This is a genomic window from Micromonospora sp. NPDC085948 (assembly GCF_040686315.1).
Taxonomy (GTDB): Bacteria; Actinomycetota; Actinomycetes; order Mycobacteriales; family Micromonosporaceae; genus Micromonospora.
The window spans coordinates 160,200-175,979 of sequence record NZ_JBFBJW010000005.1 but is presented as its reverse complement, the minus strand read 5'-3'; the positions used below and the strand labels follow the sequence as shown (position 1 = coordinate 175,979).

The 15,780-nt window shown below is 70.2% G+C and carries 10 protein-coding genes; 5 read left to right on the top strand and 5 right to left on the bottom strand.

Annotation, left to right across the window (positions count from 1 at the left end; genetic code table 11):
• The first annotated feature begins 114 nt into the window (after positions 1 to 114).
• Entirely contained in the window at positions 115 to 3,114 is a 3,000-nt protein-coding gene (locus tag AB0O48_RS16000; RefSeq protein ID WP_357239903.1) for a glycoside hydrolase family 95 protein, read from the top strand.
• Between the two features lie 100 nt (positions 3,115 to 3,214).
• On the opposite strand, the gene AB0O48_RS15995 is transcribed toward AB0O48_RS16000, so the two are convergent.
• The 3 genes from AB0O48_RS15995 to AB0O48_RS15985 form a co-directional block, all read right to left on the bottom strand.
• A complete protein-coding gene (locus AB0O48_RS15995; protein WP_365066175.1) occupies positions 3,215 to 4,552 on the bottom strand; it encodes a hypothetical protein in 1,338 nt (445 codons plus the stop codon).
• Positions 4,553 to 8,011, bottom strand: coding sequence for an alpha-glucuronidase family glycosyl hydrolase (locus AB0O48_RS15990; RefSeq protein ID WP_365066172.1), 3,459 nt, complete (start codon positions 8,009 to 8,011; stop codon positions 4,553 to 4,555).
• A gap of 143 nt (positions 8,012 to 8,154) precedes the next feature.
• Positions 8,155 to 9,237, bottom strand: a complete 1,083-nt coding sequence (locus AB0O48_RS15985; RefSeq protein WP_357570346.1) for a LacI family DNA-binding transcriptional regulator — start codon at positions 9,235 to 9,237, stop codon at positions 8,155 to 8,157.
• Between the two features lie 185 nt (positions 9,238 to 9,422).
• Here AB0O48_RS15985 and AB0O48_RS15980 point away from each other — a divergent pair, with 185 nt between their 5' ends.
• The 4 genes from AB0O48_RS15980 to AB0O48_RS15965 are packed head-to-tail and all read left to right on the top strand — an operon-like array spanning position 9,423 to position 13,538.
• Positions 9,423 to 10,643 carry an extracellular solute-binding protein gene (locus tag AB0O48_RS15980; RefSeq protein WP_365066168.1) on the top strand — a complete coding sequence of 407 codons (1,221 nt, stop codon included), beginning with the start codon at positions 9,423 to 9,425 and terminating at the stop codon, positions 10,641 to 10,643.
• Positions 10,640 to 11,752 (top strand): ABC transporter ATP-binding protein, encoded by a 1,113-nt coding sequence (locus AB0O48_RS15975; protein WP_357570344.1) that lies wholly within the window; start codon positions 10,640 to 10,642, stop codon positions 11,750 to 11,752. Before AB0O48_RS15980 ends, AB0O48_RS15975 begins: the two co-directional genes overlap by 4 nt.
• Entirely contained in the window at positions 11,749 to 12,648 is a 900-nt protein-coding gene (locus tag AB0O48_RS15970; protein WP_357570343.1) for an ABC transporter permease, read from the top strand. Before AB0O48_RS15975 ends, AB0O48_RS15970 begins: the two co-directional genes overlap by 4 nt.
• Complete coding sequence (locus tag AB0O48_RS15965; RefSeq protein WP_357570341.1) at positions 12,648 to 13,538, top strand: ABC transporter permease; 891 nt, start codon at positions 12,648 to 12,650, stop codon at positions 13,536 to 13,538. The genes AB0O48_RS15970 and AB0O48_RS15965 overlap by 1 nt, the downstream gene beginning before the upstream one ends.
• 19 nt (positions 13,539 to 13,557) lie before the next feature.
• On the opposite strand, the gene AB0O48_RS15960 is transcribed toward AB0O48_RS15965, so the two are convergent.
• Entirely contained in the window at positions 13,558 to 15,141 is a 1,584-nt protein-coding gene (locus tag AB0O48_RS15960) for a gluconokinase (protein ID WP_365066163.1), read from the bottom strand.
• Between the two features lie 157 nt (positions 15,142 to 15,298).
• Positions 15,299 to 15,676 (bottom strand): hypothetical protein, encoded by a 378-nt coding sequence (locus AB0O48_RS15955; protein ID WP_365066160.1) that lies wholly within the window; start codon positions 15,674 to 15,676, stop codon positions 15,299 to 15,301.
• Between the last annotated feature and the right edge of the window lie 104 nt (positions 15,677 to 15,780).

Genomic DNA, 15,780 nt, shown 5'->3' with positions numbered 1-15,780 from the left:
GCTCGACGCTGGCCTGCTGCCCAAGGTCGTGGTCGGTCCGGTCAGCGGACCCGTCTCGGTTACCACAGTTGTCACGCATCGGGGTGGCCGGATCGGTCACCGTTTGGAGGATCGATGTCAGACCTGACCCGACGCCAAGCCCTCAAGATCGGTGCGGCCGGTGCGGGCGGTGCCCTCCTGCCGCTGCCCTGGACGGCCGTCGCGAAAGCGGGCTCGGTGGCGCCGCCGCAGGTGCTGGCCGCCGGTGACCTCGCCCTCTGGTACGACGAGGGCGCCGGCACCGACTGGCTGCGGGCGCTGCCGATCGGCAACGGCCGGCTCGGCGCGATGGTGTTCGGCAACGTCGACACGGAACGACTCCAGCTCAACGAGGACACCGTCTGGGCCGGCGGCCCGCACGACCCCAGCAACACCCGGGGCGCGGCGGCGCTGGCGGAGATCCGGCGGCTGGTCAACGCGAACCAGTGGACCCAGGCCCAGGACCTCATCAACCAGACCATGATGGGCAACCCGGGCGGGCAGTTGGCCTACCAGACCGTCGGCAACCTCCGGCTCGCCTTCGGCTCCGCCAGCGGCGCGTCCCAGCACAACCGGACGCTCGACCTCACCACCGCCACGGCCACGACGTCGTACGTGCTGAACGGCATCCGGTACCAGCGCGAGGTCTTCTCCAGCGCGCCGGACCAGGTCATCGCGATGCGGCTGACCGCCGACCGCAGCAACTCGATCAGCTTCACCGCCACCTTCGACAGCCCGCAGCGCACCACGGTGTCCAGCCCGGACGGCACGACGATCGGCCTCGACGGCATCTCCGGGAACATGGAGGGCGTCACCGGGCAGGTCCGCTTCCTCGCACTGGCCAACGCCACCGTCACCGGCGGTAGCGTGTCCAGCTCCGGCGGCACCCTGCGGGTCACGAACGCCACCAGCGTGACCCTGCTGGTCTCGATCGGCTCCAGCTACGTCAACTACCGCAACGTCGGAGGCGACTACCAGGGCATCGCCCGGCAGCGCCTCACCGCCGCGCGGGCCAGCAGCTACGACCAGTTGCGCAGCCGGCACGTGGCCGACTACCAGGCGCTGTTCGGCCGGGTCACCCTCGACCTGGGCCGGACCTCCGCGGCCGACCAGACGACGGATGTCCGGATCGCCCAGCACAACAGCGTCAACGACCCGCAGTTCTCCGCGCTGCTGTTCCAGTTCGGTCGGTACCTGTTGATCTCGTCGTCGAGGCCCGGCACCCAGCCGGCCAACCTCCAGGGCATCTGGAACGATTCGCTGGCCCCGTCCTGGGACTCGAAGTACACGATCAACGCCAACCTGCCGATGAACTACTGGCCGGCCAACACCACGAACCTGGCCGAGTGCCACAACCCGGTCTTCGACCTGGTCCGGGACCTCGCCGTCACCGGAACGCGGACCGCCCAGGTGCAGTACGGCGCCGCCGGTGGCTGGGTCACCCACCACAACACCGACGCGTGGCGGGCCACCGCGGTGGTGGACGGCGCGTTCTGGGGCATGTGGCAGACCGGTGGTGCCTGGCTGTCCACGTTGATCTGGGACCACTACCTGTTCAACGGCGACATCGAGTTCCTCCGGACGAACTACCCGGCCATGAAGGGCGCGGCGCAGTTCTTCCTCAACACCCTGGTGACCGAGCCGACCCTCGGCTACCTGGTGACCAACCCGTCGAACTCGCCGGAGCTCAGCCACCACGCGAACGCCAGCGTGTGCGCCGGTCCCACGATGGACAACCAGATCCTGCGGGACCTGTTCGACGCGTGCGCCCGCGCCAGCGAGATCCTCGACGTCGACAGCACCTTCCGCGCCCAGGTCCGCGCCACCCGGGACCGCCTCCCACCCATGAAGATCGGGTCACGCGGCAACATCATGGAGTGGCTCTACGACTGGGTGGAGACCGAGCCCAACCACCGGCACATCTCGCACCTGTACGGGTTGGCGCCCAGCAACCAGATCACCAAGCGCGGCACCCCGCAGCTGTTCGAGGCCGCCCGCCGGACCCTGGCGCTGCGCGGCGACGACGGGACGGGCTGGTCGCTGGCCTGGAAAATCAACTTCTGGGCGCGGATGGAGGAGGGCAAGCGGGCCCACGACCTGATCCGCTACCTCGCCACCACCGCCCGGCTCGCGCCCAACATGTTCGATCTGCACCCGCCGTTCCAGATCGACGGCAACTTCGGCGCCACCGCCGGCATCGCCGAGATGCTGTTGCAGAGCCACGCCGGCGAGCTGCACGTCCTGCCCGCGCTGCCGCCGGCCTGGCCGAGTGGGCGGGTCGCCGGTCTGCGGGGTCGGGGCGGGCACACGGTCGACGTCACCTGGGCGAGCGGTCAGGCCACCGAGATCCTCGTGCGGCCGGACCGGGCCGGCACCGTCCGCCTGCGGTCCCGGATCCTCACCGGCACCGTCAGCGTGGTCGACACCGCCGACGGTACGGCGGCCCGGGTCACCCGGATCGAGTCCGACCTGATCGAGGTCACCGTGCAGGCCGGGCGCACCTACCGGGTCACCAGCACGGGCGTCGCCCTGCCGACGCTGGAGCAGAGCTTCAGCAACGTCGGCATCACCAGCGACAGCAACACCAACGTCGGCAACTTCGACGGCGGTGGGGCGTCGCTGTCGGCGCAGGCCCTGGCCGCGGCCGGTGCCAGCCCGGGCGGCACGGTGAGCCGCAACGGCGTCAACTTCCGCTGGCCCAGCGTCAGCTCGGGCGCCGCCGACAACGCCATCGCCTCGGGCCAGACAATCAGCGTGACCGGCACGGGCCGGACCCTCGGCTTCCTCCTGACCGGCACCTATGGCGCCCCGTCGGGCACGGGCACGGTGGTCTACGCCGACGGCACCCGCCAGACGTTCACGCTGAGCACGCCCGACTGGTACGGCGGGCCGAGCTCCGCGGGAACCGCCGCCATCGTGTCCGCGTACCAGAACCGGCCCAACAACCAGCGGCAGAACACCGCCGCCTGCATCTACTACGTGGGTGTGGCGTTGCAGAGCAAGGCGGTCGCCTCGGTCGTGCTGCCCAACATCAGCGCCCGGCCGGCGACGAACGTATCGACGATGCACATCTTCGCCATCGCCATCGGGGGCTGACGGCGACGGAACCCGCTCGGGGGAGCGAGACCGGGCCCGTCCCACCTGGGGACGGGCCCGGTCGCGGCTTATTGCACCTCTCTCCGATCGGCGGCGTGGTTCATCGTTCGCCGTTCTCCGCGACGTCGGAAAATGCGGCGAGACGTAGCCGCGCGGCTACGTGGCCGGTGAACCAGGCGAAGAAGTCGCTGTTCAGGCCATGGCCCGCACGGACTGCGGCGTGCCACTCCGGCCGGTCGAGTACCGCGAGGTACTGCTGCACGATGTGGTCCCGCTGCTCGATGGTGCAGCCGCACCGGTTCGGAGGCTTGGCCGTCAGATAGTTGGCGATGATCGCGGCGTCGACGTACCGGTTCGCTGTCGGCGGCTGCCGGGCGAGGTGAGCAGCGTGCGCCGCCAATACGGCAGGTGCCGGCGGGTAGTGCTCGAGAGTCATGCCCATGCCATCGCAGTCGGCCATGATCCTCAGTAGCCGGCCGGTGTGGTCGATCAGGTCGTCGTCGCCATCGGTGCTGGTGATCGCTTCGTGCAGGTGCGCTGTGGTGGCCACCTTGCCGGCGAAGTAGCCGTTGAGGTAGTCGCCGTCGCAGGCGCGACGCAGGAGCCAGGCCCGGGACTTTGCGGCGCCCTGTCGACACAGCGCCTCGACGACGTAGACCCGGCCCCAGCCGGCGACGCGCTCGGCGAGCCACTGCAGCGCTTCCGTACCTCCACGCCGGCGCTGCAACGCGTCGGCGGCCAACGGCCCGAAATGGTTCGACAGCAGGCCGATGGTTTGGATCAGCGGGATGTCGTCCTCGGCCCCGTCGGCGGCGAGCAGCGCGAGCCCGACCGTGGCGGCGTTGCGATCGTTGCCGTGCCGCACCAACCACCGGCCGGTCTGCCGCATGCGCTCCCGATCCGCGCGCAGGGCCGCGGCAACGATGTGGTCGTTGCGGTGGATCGGGACGTAGACATCGCGGAGGGTGCCGACAAGTTCACTCGCCCGTGCGTCCGGCTGGCTGAAGTGCCGGTCGAGGATGACAGCGACATCGGCCCCATCGAGTCGTCGATCCCGCGCACGCCGGTATGACGGCCGCGAGCGGTGACGGTCTTCGTCCGGATACGGCTCGCCGTCGCGAGGCAGGACACCGTCCGGATGTCGCTGATGGAGACGGAGAGCATGTGCGAACAGAGCGATCTGGGGTCCGAGCAGTCCAGGCTCGGTCGTCACGCTCACCGGCGGACGGAGGACTCGATTCTTTCGATCATGGCCGCGATAATCCCACCCTCGCGCGCCTTCCAGCAAGCGGCAGCGCCCGTCAAGCGCCTTCGAGCCGATGGTCGACGCCGGAGGAGAGTGCGGATGAGCTGCGGCTCCCGAGCAGGTCACGCTGGTACGAGCCGCGTCCCGGGCCGGGTCCGGCATATCACCGGACCCGGCCGACGTGCGGAACACCTAGCGGATGCGCTCGCCCCGGCTCTCGATCCGGAAGTAGTCGAAGGCGACGTCGAGGTCGGTGGAGGTGCCGGCCCGGTTGAAGGCCAGCAGCCCGGCCTTCGTCGTCTCGACGGTCAACGTCGTGGAGCCGATGTAGCGGTAGACGCTCCCGTCACGCGAGTAGTAGGCGCGGTAGGTGTCCCCGACCTTGGTGAGTCGCAGCCAGATCGCGCCGTCGGCTCCGACGATCCGCTGGGCATCCGCGCCGGTGATCTCCACGGTCGACGTCGTGCCGTTCTGCTCACGCAGGAAGACGAGCCGGACCTTGTTGATGGCCGCGGTCGCGTTGCCCATCTCCCAGGCGAGCTTGACGTAGTTGTTGTCGTCGGCGTACCCGATGACACCGCCCTGTTCGTTGTTGGCGGCCAGCGGGCGGGAGAAGACGACCTTGGACTCGGCCGTCCAGTCACCCTCGACGTCCTGCAGGGCCAGGTTCTTCGCGGTGTTGGTGCTGGCCTGCAGATCACCCTGCTGCGCGGTGATGACCAGGGACCCGTCGGCCAGACGCCGCCGGCTCTCGTCCGGCCGGACCCACTGCCACTGCGGGCCGAGTTGGGCCGAGTCGAACTCGTCGCTGCCGGTGCTCGTGGTGTTCAGGTCCACGGTGTAGACCGACGAGGCCGCGCCGTTGGTGACGGTGACCCGAGCCTGCCCGGTGGGGCTGGTCGCCTGCTCCACCGCGACCGTGGCGGCGGGGTCGGCGGCGCTGGCGGTGACCGTCGGGACGGTCGTGGTGCCGGCCGCCGTGAGGGCGTTGTACCGCAGCACCGTCGGCGTGAAGGAGGCCAGGCGCGTGCCGTCGACGCGTAGGGCCGTCAGCGTCGTGTCGGGCACCAGGTTGAAGACGTAGTTCTTCACCAGCGGGCCGAAGAAGCTCTCCGTCGTGACCTTGACGACCGCCTGCCCGGGAACGCTCGCCGCCTGGGAGACGATCTGGTAGCGCGCCTTCCGGTCGGCCGTCCGCACCTTCGTGATGGTGGGGGAACCTCCGGCCCGCACCGGAATGGTGTACGAGGTGTCGGACAGGTTGAAGCCGCCGAACGTCTTCCCGTTCACGACGATCGTCGCCGAGAGCGGCGCGTCGTCGACCGGGATGTCCCGCCCGCTGAACTCCTTCCAGTAGTTCACCGACGTGTCCCGCCAGTCGGCGGCGTCCGCCTCGTGGACGGCCAGCTTGGCGCGTACCTCCGCGAACCGGCGTGCGTCGATGTCGGCCTGGAGCGTCTCCCAGGTCTCCCGCATCCACGTCACGTACTGCACGCCCATCTGGTAGCGGTAGACCAGCTCGTCCCAGAACGGTCGGCCGCTGTCCATCCGATGACCCCACGGCACGTGGTGGAACCACATCATCAGGTTCTCCGGGACCGAGTCGATGTTGCCGTAGCGCTGCTGGAGTCGGGGGAAGTACTGGGCGGCCAGGTTGCTGCCGGTGGGGGAGCGGTCGTAGCCGAGGCCCACGCTGTCGGCCTGGTTGTAGTAGACCGGACTCCAGTCGTCGCGGCCCGCCCAGTCGGCCGGGTCGGGACGGTAGTGGACGCCCTCGGCGAACTGGTGGCCGATGCCCAGCGGCGTCTGGTAGCTCACCAGCGCCTCCCACGAGCCCATCATCATCTTGCGGATGGTGTCGACGACACGCCTGTCGTTGCCCCAGGTCATCCGGACCCAGTCGGTCGCGATGTCCGTCGAGTCGAGCGACCAGTTCCACGCCTGCCGGCCGAACGCGAACAGGTTCGCCTGGGCGAAGTGGTGCCCGGTCAGGTTGTCGGCGTTGCCGAGGTTGGCGACACCCACGATGGCGGTGTCCGGGTGGTGCTGGGCGCTCCCGTCGACGATGTCGCCGACCAGGCGCTTCGTGAGCAGCTTGCCGTTCGCGTCGGTCGCGTACGTGTCGGTCTTGAGGATCTCCTCGTACATGGGCCCGAGGTAGGCCAGCATCCAGTTCTGGCCCGTGTACTCCTGGGTGATCTGGAGTTCCAGGGCCTGGTTGGTGTTCTCCATCCGGCCGAACATCGGGTGGATGGGCTCCCGGGCCTGGAAGTCCAGTGGCCCGTTCTTGGTCTGCAGGAACACGTTGTCGGCGAAGCGCCCTCTGCTGCCGTCGGGTTGGACCTCGTCGTCGATCGGCCCGAACTCCAGGTAGGCCCGCTTGAGACGGTCGTTGTCGACCTCGGCGTTGTAGACGAAGGTCCGCCAGTGCACTGTCATTCCGAGTGGCGCGACCGCCGCGCCGATGGCGTTGGCGCCGTCGCCGTGGTCGTACCCGAAGTCCTGTGGCCCGGGCTGGCCCTCGGAGTTGGCCTTCACGGTGAAGCCCATGAAGTCCGGGATGGCGGCCTGGATCTGCTGCGCCCGGCGCTGCCACCAACCCCGGAAGTCGGCGCCGTACGGGTCGAGTTGGCTGTTGGTCAGCGTGTCCGGTGCGAATCGGCTGTCCGTGGGCGCGGTGTAGCGGATCGACAGGCCCAGCTTGATGCCGTACGGACGCAGCGCGTCGGCGAGGGCGGCCTCCTGCGCGATCCGAGCGCTCGTCAGGTAGGCGTTGTCGGCGTTGACGTTGTTGATGGTGATGCCGTTGATGCCCAGCGACGCCAACGCGCGGGCCACGACGACGTAGCGGTCGAGGATGACGGGCAGGTTGGCGCCGGCGCTCGCTCCGGTCGCCGCGAAGTTGAAGATCGCCCCGCTCTCGCCGTTCAACCCGCCGATGCCGGAGGCGTTGTTGCCGGCGTAGAGGCGCTCGGTCTCCCAGTTGTTCAGCAGTCGATGCTTGATCTTCGGTGACTCCGCGACACGGAGGTGGTCGATGGGCTTCTGCGTCTGCATCAGCCGCAGGAACGCGTACGTCCCGTAGAGAGCGCCGAGGTCGGTGTTGCCGGCGATGACGGTGAACCGGTCCCTGCCGCGCGACAGCGAGCGCACGAGGTAGCCCTCGTCGCCGACCCGGGCCAGGTCGCGTGCCGGGATGAGGCGGCGCACCAGCGGTGAGCTTGCCGGCGTGCCCACCACGACCGCACCATCCGGGACCCGGTCACCGCTGACGGTCGTCACGGGTGTCGAACGGCTGAGGAGCCCGCCGAGCCCCCGCACCAACTCGTCCCGGGCCGCGCCGAGCGTGGTCTCGGCCAGCTTCTCGGTGGAGCCGGGCGCCATGGCGAGGTCGGCGGTGTGCCGGTGGACCCGGTTGGCGTCGGCGTTCTCGACCACGATCGTCGTGACCGTGCGGAGGTAGTCGCGCAGCAGCTTCGCGTCGCTGACCGGCACGTATCGTAACCACAGGTCGGAGCCGCTGTAGTCGTCCGGCGACTCGGCGGCGGTGGCGGGCGTGGTGGCGACGGCGAGGGTGGCCGCGACCGTGGCGAGCGCCGTGCCGAGCACGATGAGGACTCGCCGCAGCCTGGGCACCGGACCTCGGTTCATTGCCTTCTCCTCTGTTGTCCGACGGAGACGTCGATCGGGACGGCACACGCACGTAGTGACGCAGTTGAATGGAAGGTGCGCCGATCCTGTCCGGGGTGCCCCGGCCTGGGCAAGGAGTTGTCGTTTCTTGTCGCCGGGTGGCCTCACCACAGGTGCGCCGCCGGGTTGGGCGCCGGCCGCTGCCGGACCCAGGGCGGTCGGGCTCGACCCGGGCTCGGGTTGCGGGCGGCCGTGGAGTGGCGGACCACGAGGCGTACCGGCAGGACCATCGGTCGACCGGTGTGCCCGGGTGCCCCCTCGATCATCGTGAGCAGGTGTCGGGTCGCGGCCGAGCCCTCCGCGTACATAGGTGCCGCGACAGTGGTCAGCCCGGGTGTGACGAGGTCGGCCGCGACGATGTTGTCGAAACCCACGATGCTCACGTCGCCCGGAATGTCGACGCCCCGCTGACCGAGACCGCGGATGAGGCCGATCGCCATCTGGTCGTTGAAGGCGAGGACGGCGGTTGCCGGCCGCGCGCACAACTCCTCGGCGGCCCGCTCACCGCCCGCGATGGTCGGGCTGAAGGGGCCGATCTGACGTACTTTGATCTCCAGCTCCATGCCGGCCTCGAGCAGCGACCGCCAGCGGATGCCGTTCGGCCAGGAGGCCTCCGGCCCGGCGACGTACGTGATGTGGTCGTGCCCCAGCTCACCGAGGTGTTCGACGGCCCGCCGCACACCCCGGGGGTTGTCCGTCACGACGCAGGGCACGTCGGCGATGGCGCGGTTGAGGACCACCACCGGCCGTTGCTTGGCGAACATCCGGATGGCCGAGTCGGACATCCGGCTGCTGGCCAGCACGATGCCGTCGACAGTCGACATGGTGCGTTCGATCGCTTCCCGTTCCCGCCGGTCGGACTCCTGGGCGTCGATCAGCACCGTGGTGTACTCGCCGTCGGTCGCCGCCTCCTGCGCGCCGCGCACGATCTCGGCGTACACCGGGTTGGTGATGTCGGCGATGACGAGCGCGATCATGTGCGTGCGTGCCGTGCTGAGGGTGCGGGCGAGGGGGCTGGTCCGATAGCCCAGCCGCTCCGCGACCTGCCGGACCCGCTCGGCGGTCTCGGAGTTGACGCGGCTCGGCCTGGAGAAGGCACGGGACACGGTGGACGGTGAGACGTCGGCTTCGCTCGCGACGTCGTAGATCGTGACCCTCTTGTCGGGCGGCCTGGTGTGGTCGGGCATCTGCATGCTCCTCCCGGCTACGCGCCGTGATCATGGTATGACGACGGTGAGTGCTCGGCAATGCCCTCGCAACAAACCGGTGTCTCGGACGCATTCGCGCGAGGCAATACATGGCAACCCATTGCCGTCGCGCCACGCCGGCTGCCTGAATCAGCGGGGATGACACCTGGCGGAGGGAACAGCTCATGGGTATGACGCGGCGCGGCGCTCTTGCGGTCACGGCATCGTCGCTCCTCGTGGGCGCGGTCGGGTGCGGAGCACCGGACGGTCCTGGCAAGACCACCGGCGACACCACGGGTGAGGTGCCGCAGCGACCCGGCCGGGCGGTGACACTCAACGTCCTCGACGTTGCCGGCAATCTGCAGCTGACGCAGGGGATGATCGACGACTTCGTCGCCAAGAACCCCGACGTGATCTCCCGGGTGACCTATTCGAAGGCGCCCGCACCGGAACTGTCCGGCAAGATCAAAGCTCAGCAGGGCGCGAACCGGGTGGACATCGGTCTCGTGCTGACCGGCGTCGACGGGCTGGCCGCGGGCATCGAACAGGGCCTCTGGATCGACCTGCTGCCGACGTTCCAGGACCGCCTCGGCGGCATGGGCAACTACCTGGTACCGGCCGCCGCGATGCAACAGCTCGCCGGCAACGCCGGGGTCACCGTCACCTACTACCCGTCCGGCCCGCTGCTGGAATATCTGCCGGCCCGCCTGGCCACACCGCCGAGCACCGCGGAGGCCCTGCTCGCGTGGGCCCGGGCCAACCCCAAGAAGTTCCAGTACGCCCGGCCGGCCAACTCCGGCCCCGGCCGCACCTTCCTGATGGGTCTGCCCTACATCCTGGGCGACGCCAACCCCAAGGATCCCACCGCGGGGTGGGACAAGACCTGGGCCTTCCTCAAGGAGCTGGGCCAGTACGTCGACTACTACCCGTCCGGCACCACCGAGACGATGAAGAACCTCGCCAACGGCACGGCTCAACTGATCGTCAGCACGACCGGCTGGGACATCAACCCCCGCGTGCTGGGCACGGTGCCGAAGGAGGCCAGGATCGCCACGATCGACGGCTTCCACTGGGTCACCGACGCGCACTACGCCGTGCTGCCCAAGGGCGTCTCGACCGACACCCAGGCGGCGGTCCTGGCCCTGCTGGCGTTCATGCTCACTCCCGAGCAACAGGCCAAGGCGTACGACGAGGGCTACTTCTACCCGGGCCCGGCGGTGAAGGACGTCGGGCTCACCTCGGCGCCGCAGAAGAGTCAGGACGCGATCCGGGAGTTCGGCCGCCCCGAGTACGAGGCGCTGATCGCCGGCAACCCGACCGAGGTACCGCTGGACGCGAAGAGCCTCGTGGCGGCGTTCAACCGGTGGGACCGCGAGATCGGCGGCGGGAAGGTCAAGCAGGGATGAGTGCCTTCTCCCAGCTGCGGTTGGACGGGGTGTCCCGTCGGTTCGGCGGTCAGGACGCGCTCACCGAGCTGGACCTCACCATCGAGACGGGCGAGTTCATCGCGTTGCTCGGCCCGTCCGGCTGTGGCAAGTCGACGGCCCTGAACTGCCTGGCCGGGCTCCTGCCGTTGACCCGAGGGAGCATCTGGCAGGACGAGCGGCGGATCGACACACTGCCACCGGAGCGCCGGGGCTTCGGCATGGTGTTCCAGAGCTACGCCCTCTTCCCGCACCTGACGGTGCGGGCGAACATCGCCTTCGGCCTGCGCATGCGGCGGCTGCCGAAGGAGGAGACGCGCCGGCGTACGGCGGAGGCGGTGCGGCTGGTGCGGCTGGAGGACCACGTCGACAAGCTGCCCGGTCAGCTGTCCGGTGGTCAGCAGCAGCGCGTCGCCATCGCCCGTGCCGTCGTGTTCGAGCCGTCGCTGGTGTTGATGGACGAGCCGTTGAGCAACCTCGATGCCAAGCTGCGGCTGGAGATGCGGACCGAGATCCGCCGGCTGCACCAGTCGCTGGGGCTCACCACCGTGTACGTCACGCACGACCAGGAGGAGGCGCTCTCCCTGGCCGACCGGCTGGTGGTGCTGCGGGAGGGGCGGGTGCAGCAGATCGGGTCGCCGCGCGAGTTGCACACCCGCCCGGCGAACTGGCACGTCGCCGACTTCATGGGCTACCGCAACCTCTGGCGGGGCCGGGTGGTGCGGTGCGACGGCAATCGGGCCACCGTCGAGTCGTCCGGTCAACGCCTGCTCGGCGAGGCCGTCGGCGACCTGGCCGACGGTGCCGACGTGGTGGTCGCGGTACGCCCCGAGGACATCCGCGTCGGCGAGGCCGGCGGGACCGCCAACGCCCTGTCCGCGACGATCGAGGTGGTGGAGTACCAGGGTCGGGAGTTGGCGGCCGAGGCGCGCACCGACACCGGACAGTCGCTGCACCTGCGTACCGAGCAGCGGATCGCACCCGCTGACCAGGTCAAGCTCGCCATCGACCCGCAGCGGCTGCTGGTCTATCCGGCCGGCGCGACAGCGGAGACCGACCGCCTCGCCGACGCGTCGGTGGCGGCGCGGTGAGCGTCCCCGGGCCCGGCCGACCGTCGGCGCACTGGCAACACCGTCTCGCCGAACGGGGCATCGACCGTCAGCTCCTCCTCCTGGTCCCGGCGCTGGTCTTCGTCGTCGCCCTGTTCCTCTATCCGTTCTTCTACGGGTTGACGCTGTCGTTCCAGCCGACCAACGGCGGGCCGTTCAGCGACTACGCCAGGTTCTTCTCCGACGCCTACGAGCGGGGCACGATCTGGATCACGCTGCGGATCGCGCTGCCCGCCGCGCTCCTGAACGTCCTCGCCGCCGTGCCGATCGCCTACCGGATGCGCGGCCGGTTCCGGGGCAAACGGCTGGTCACCACGCTGCTGGTCGTGCCGATCACGCTCGGCACCGTCCTCACCGCCCAGGGGCTGCTGAACTTCCTCGGCCCGACCGGCTGGTTCAACCGGATCCTGCTCGCCACGCACCTCGTCGACGAGCCGGTACGACTGACCCACAACTACTGGGGCGTGTTCTTCTCGCTGGTGATCACCGGCTTTCCGTTCGCGTTCCTGCTGGTGCTCTCCTACCTCTCCGGGATCGACCCCACCCTGGAACGGGCGGCGGCGACGCTGGGGGCGGACTGGCGTCGCCGGTTCACCCGGATCACCCTCCCGCTGCTGATGCCCGGCCTCGCCACGACGTTCTGCCTGACCTTCGTGCTGGCGTTCAGCGTGTTCCCGTCGGCCGTCCTGGTCGGCAACCCGGCCGGTGAGACGCGGGTCATCTCCCTCGCCGCCTACCAGGCGGCATACGAACAGTACGACTACCCGTACGCGTCGGCGATCGCCATGATCATGGGCTTCGTCGAGTTGGTCGTCATCGCGGTGGTGCTGGCCGCGCGCAGTCGCTTCTACACCGGCGCCACCGGAGGCAAGGGCTGATGGCATCGATCACCCAGGCGCCACCGGCGCGACCCACCGCCACCAGCACCGACCGGCGTCGGCGCCTCGCCGCCCGGCCGGCCGCCTGGATCGTGTGGGGCGTCGTCATCTTCTTCTTCGTCAACCTGCTGGGCGTCGTGGCGTCCGTGCTGGTCAGCTCGTTCGGCAAGCGCTGGTTCGACACCTGGCTCCCGGACGGCTACACCACGAGCTGGTACGGCCGGGCCTGGGACGAGTTCGCGCTCCTCCAGGTGATCGTCGTGACGCTCGAGGTCTCCGTACTCGTCGTGGGCCTCTCGCTGCTGATCGGTGTGCCGGCGGCCTACGTCCTCGCGCGGCGGTCCTTCCCCGGCAAGCGGCTGATCTTCCTCGTGTTCCTGCTGCCCATCCTCATGCCCCCGATCACGTACGGCATCCCGCTGGCGACGGTCCTCTACAAGTTCGGGCTGGCCGGAAACATGTCCGGGGTGGTGCTCGCCAACCTCGTACCCTCGGTGCCCTTCGTCATCCTGACCATGACCCCGTTCATCGAGCAGATCGACCCGCGCATCGAGAGCGCCGCGCGGATGTGCGGCGCGGGCCTGCGTACGGTGTTCCTCCGGGTCCTCACACCGCTGCTCGTGCCGGGCATCCTCGCCTCGGCGATCCTCGTCCTCGTCCGGACCGTCGGCATGTTCGAGCTGACCTTCCTGACCGCGGGTCCCGACTCGCAGACCCTCGTCGTGGCGCTCTACTACTCGATGTCCGCGTCCGGCATCCGGGCCCAGCAGTCGGTGGACGCCATGGCGGTCATCTACACGTCGATGATGCTCGTGCTGCTCGTCGTCGCACTGCGCTACGTCAACCCGACCCAGCTCGTGGCCCAGGTCAAGGAGGACCCCGAGCACTGACGGCCGGCGACCGGCCCGGTCAACCGCCCACCACGTCCCGGTACGCCCCGGTGGCCTGCCAGCCGACGTCCGGGCCGGCCGCCACCTCGTCGAGGATCTCGCCCACGCGGCCCGCCACCGTGCGGAGTGCGGGCAGCTTCGCGCGCAGCCCGCGGTAGGTCGTGGCGAGGGTCGGGTCGACCGCGACCGGCTCGGCGCGGGCACTCGCAGGACTGAGCAGGGTGACGGCCTCGGTGAGATCGGCGGCGAGGCCGATCGCGTAGAGCCCGAGCGCGGCCGCGCCGAGGGCGGCGTCCTCGTCCTCGCCCGCCGCCTGGGTCGGACAGTCCAGGACCGCGGCCATCACCGCACGCCACAGCGGAGACCGGAACGCGCCCCCGGCCAGGCGAACGCTGCTGACCGGTGTCAGCTCGGCCAGGCGGTCCCGGACGCCGCCGAGGTGCAGGCACACACCCTCCAGCGCGGCGCGCACCAGGTGACCTCGGGAGTGCTCGCTCCGCAGGCCCAGATACGCGCCCGGCGGGCCGGGATCCACCGCCGACGCCCGGTCGGCCAGCAGGTAGGGCAGCATCACCAGGCCGTCGCTGCCCGGGGCGACCCGTTCGGCGAGCGCCAGCAGCTCGGGCGCGGCGAGCTGGTCGTCGGACGCCGGGCGAGGATCGGGTTCGAGGGCGCCACCGGCCCACCGCACCACGTTGCCGCCGTTGTCGACAGTCGCGCCGACCACCCAGGCGTCCTCGGTCAGCGCGGCGCAGGAGAAGACCTCCGCCGGGTCGACGAGCGGAGCCGCGACGACCGTCCGCAGGGCCCCGGTGGCCGCTAGCCGCAGACCGGCGACGGTGCTGTCGATCGCCGCCATGCCCAGGGTGCTCGACGGCCCGTCGGCCGCGCCCACGACGACAGGTGTGCCGGACGGCAGGCCGACCGCCTGCCCGCCCGCCGAGGAGAGCCGCAACACGCCCGTCGTGGGCAGGACCGGCGGCAGTTGGCTGCCGGACACCCCGACCAGATCGAGGACGCCCGCACTCCACACCCGCCGGTGCACGTCGAACATGCCGGTGCCGGACGCCGACGACAGCTCGGTCACCAGCGTCCCGGTGAGCCGATGGACCAGGTAGTCCTTCAGGCCGATCCACCACCGCGTCGCGGCGCAGAGGTACGGCTCGTGGCGGGCGAACCAGATGAGCTTGCACAGCGGGCTTCCCGGGTGCACGGGCGTGCCGGTGATCCGGTGCAGCTCCCGGCTCTGGCCGGAGACCCGCAGGTCGCGGGCCACCTCCGCGGAGCGTGTGTCCCGCCCGGTCAGCAGCGGCGTCACCGGGCTGAGTGTCGCGTCCAACCCGATCACGCCGTACCTGGGGGAGCTGACCGCGAGGGCCACGACCTCCGCACCAGCAGTGTCGGCGACACATGCGGACACCGCCGCCAGGGTGGCCGCCACCAGCACGTCGGGGTCCTGGACGTGCCAGCCGGGCAGCGGTTGGAGCAGCGGGTACGCCCGCGTCCGAACGTGTCGGGCCGAGCCGTCCAGCGCGAACGCGCCGGCCCGCACGGCGGTGGTGCCCACGTCGACCCCGAGGATGACACGACGCTCCGGCCCCATCAGCACATGGTCGAGCGGTGTTCGACGGGTGGGCAAGCGGTTGCGCACAGTTGTCGTGTCGGGTGGGCCGCCGAGTGCGGTGTGGTGCCGGTGACTGTTCGAGGCGCGGAGTGCTTCTGCTCCCCACTGGTGCCGGCGGTGGCGCCAGAGCCCGGGGTCAACGGCCGACGACGCGGCCGAGGAAGCGCTCACCAACCTCGGCGATGTCGTCGGTGGTCCACTCGAGGGCGGGGGTGGCGACGGTGACCTCGGTCATCGCCATACCCGGCACGGCGGTGTCCTGCCACCCGGCGACGAACCACACCTTGTCCTCCTCGGCGAGTGCGAGCGCGGCGTCGTTGAGCGCCTGCGCCGGATGGGGCAGCCAGAGACGGAATCGATGGGTGTGCGGCGGTTCTGGATACACCCGCGCGCCGGGAAGCGCGCTGAGTGCCGCGGCGACTGTTCGCGCGTGCCGCACGTAATCGGGGATGCGTGGCAGCTCCCGGTCGAGGCCGGCGAGTGCGCTCAGAGCGGCTGGCCACTGCTGGAACACCTCGCCGCCGCAGCGGTGCCGCCAGATGCGGGCGTAGGAGGCGAGCTGCGTGGTGCCCGCGAGCGCCGCCCCGCTGATACCGCCGATCGTCTTGTAGAACGAGA

Excerpts from the sequence above, each read along its gene's own strand:
- AB0O48_RS15980 (WP_365066168.1), top strand. The coding sequence starts at position 9,423 with ATGGGTATGACGCGGCGCGGCGCTCTTGCGGTCACGGCATCGTCGCTC.
- AB0O48_RS15985 (WP_357570346.1), bottom strand. The coding sequence starts at position 9,237 with ATGCCCGACCACACCAGGCCGCCCGACAAGAGGGTCACGATCTACGAC.
- AB0O48_RS15960 (WP_365066163.1), bottom strand. The coding sequence starts at position 15,141 with ATGGGGCCGGAGCGTCGTGTCATCCTCGGGGTCGACGTGGGCACCACC.
- AB0O48_RS15965 (WP_357570341.1), top strand. The coding sequence starts at position 12,648 with ATGGCATCGATCACCCAGGCGCCACCGGCGCGACCCACCGCCACCAGC.
- AB0O48_RS15975 (WP_357570344.1), top strand. The coding sequence starts at position 10,640 with ATGAGTGCCTTCTCCCAGCTGCGGTTGGACGGGGTGTCCCGTCGGTTC.
- AB0O48_RS16000 (WP_357239903.1), top strand. The coding sequence starts at position 115 with ATGTCAGACCTGACCCGACGCCAAGCCCTCAAGATCGGTGCGGCCGGT.
- AB0O48_RS15990 (WP_365066172.1), bottom strand. The coding sequence starts at position 8,011 with ATGAACCGAGGTCCGGTGCCCAGGCTGCGGCGAGTCCTCATCGTGCTC.